Below are 2,149 nucleotides of genomic sequence, written 5' to 3' on the forward strand. Positions count from 1 at the left end.
CGGCAACGCCGTGGAGCCGGCCGATTCGGGCGCGCCCGTGGCGCAGCTGGCGCCGGCGGCCGCGCCGCACGCCGAACCCCCCTGGTACGTGCAATGCCTGCTGGGCCTGAGCGCGTGGCTGGCCACCTTGCTGCTGTTGGTGTTCGTGGCGTTCTCGGGCATCGTTACCTCCGAAGAAGGCGCGCTGGTGGCCGGGCTGGTCCTGTGCGGTGCCGGCGTTGCGGTGTTGCGCAGCGACGCGGGCCCCTTTTGGCGGCAATGTGGCACGGCCATGGCGTTCGCCGGCCAAATGCTCATCATCTACGGCTTGTCCGATTCCACCTCGTTCACCAGCGCCTGCCTGTTCGTGCTGCTGATGGCCACGGCCATCTACGTGCTGGGTCCCGATGTGATCCTGCGTTTCCTGTCCGGCCTGCTGATCGCGGGGGCGGGCGCCAGCCTGATCTGGCGCGGCTTGTCCCCCCAGCTCATGCGCGACGACCTGCTGGAGGCATGGCTGGATTTCGATCCCGCCTTGTCCAGCGTCGTCTGGCTGCCCATCGCCGTGATCGGCGCCTGGGCCACCGCCGTGATCCTGATCATGAGCCATCGCGGCGGCGCCAAGCGCGACCATGCGCTGCAGCCGCTGGCCTGGGCCTTCCTGCTGTCGGTGCAGGGCATGGTGTGGCTGGCGGGCGGAATCTCTGCCCTGCATCTGCCCGCCATGTGGCAACTGAACCCGCAGGGCGCCTTGTTCGTCACGGCTGGCGCGTTGCTGCCGGCCGCGGCGGCGATGGCGGTGCTTTGGCCCCGCCGCCATGTGTTGACGGCCGGCGTCACCTGGGGCGTGCCGATCGCACTGCTGATCCTGGCGGGTTTCTGGCTGCCCAGCCCGGGCGTCGGTTTCGCGCTGGCCTGGCTGCTGTTGGGCTTTGGGTTGAACCAGCTGCGCCTGGTCGTCTTCGGCGTGATGAGTCTGCTGGCCTACCTGGGCGTGTACTACTACCAACTGGATGTGCCGCTGCTGCATAAGGCGCTGTGGCTGGGCGGCGGCGCCTTGCTGCTGTTCGTCTTGCGCGGCCTGGTCTGGCTGGTGCCGCGGCTGATGCGTACCCAATCGCCCGACCGGCGTGCCCCGCTGCCGCCGGTTTCGGCGCCGTTGCGCTGGCGCACCCTGGCCATCCTGGGCGGCCTGGCGCTGGTGCTGGTGGTGGCCAATGGCGGCATCTGGCAGCGTGAAAAGCTGCTGGCCTCGGGCAAGGTCGTCATCCTGGAACTGGCGCCGGTGGACCCGCGCTCGCTGATGCAGGGCGACTACATGGCGCTGGACTTCGCGGCCAGCCGCGATATCACGCGCCTGCGGCTGGGCGGCGACCGCCCGGTCGACGACGAAACCCTGCCGGGCTTCGAGCCCGACGGCTACGTGATGCTTCAGACCGACGCGCGCGGGGTCGCGACGCCGTTGCGCATTCAGCCCGATGTGCATCCGCATGCGGATACCGAGGTGCCGCTGCGCTACCGCGTTCGCGACCGCGGCGTGCGTATCGTGACCAATGCGTGGTTCTTCCCGGAAGGCGAAGCCAAGCGCTACGAGGTTGCCCGCTACGGCGAGCTGCGCGTGGGCGACAACGGCGAGGCCCTGCTGGTGCGGATGCTGGGCGCGGACTTGCAGCCGCTATAGCCGCCGGTTCAGTTCAGGGAAAGCGCCGCGCCCAGTGCGCGGTGGCTTCGCGCAGGAACTGGCCGCAGTCGGCGCTGGCAGGCAGGGCGGCAAATCCCAAGGCGTGCCAGGCGCGCTGCAGCGCCTCCAGGGGCGCTTGCGTGTCGATGGCCTGGGCCCCGTTCTGCTTGGACAGCTTCAGGCCGCTGGCGGGGTCCAGAATCAGCGGCACGTGCAGGTAGCGCACGGGGGGCAGGCCCAGTAGCCGGCCCAGCACGCGTTGGCGCGCCGTGGAACTGAGCAGGTCGGCCCCGCGCACCACATCCGTCACGCCCTGTTCGGCGTCGTCCACCACCACCGCAAGCTGATAGGCCCATAGCCCATCGGCGCGTCGCAAGGCGAAGTCGCCCACCGCCTGCGCCACATCCTGCGCTTGCGGTCCCAGCCACCGATCTTCAAAGTGTTCGACGCCAGCGGGAATGCGCAGGCGCCAGGCGCGCGCCTGGCGGC

At 69.9% G+C, this 2,149-nt stretch carries 2 protein-coding genes; one reads left to right on the top strand and one right to left on the bottom strand.

Going from position 1 to position 2,149, the window contains the following annotated elements; genetic code table 11:
- Positions 1–1,660 (top strand): GDYXXLXY domain-containing protein (locus ACE039_RS22275; RefSeq protein ID WP_485823355.1); only part of this gene is annotated, 1,660 nt, incomplete at its 5' end.
- 13 nt (positions 1,661–1,673) lie between these two features.
- On the opposite strand, the gene ACE039_RS22280 is transcribed toward ACE039_RS22275, so the two are convergent.
- Positions 1,674–2,149, bottom strand: a 476-nt coding sequence (locus ACE039_RS22280; RefSeq protein WP_485823356.1) for a glutamate--tRNA ligase family protein, incomplete at its 5' end; no start/stop codon positions are given.

This window comes from Achromobacter maghribensis (assembly GCF_057334215.1).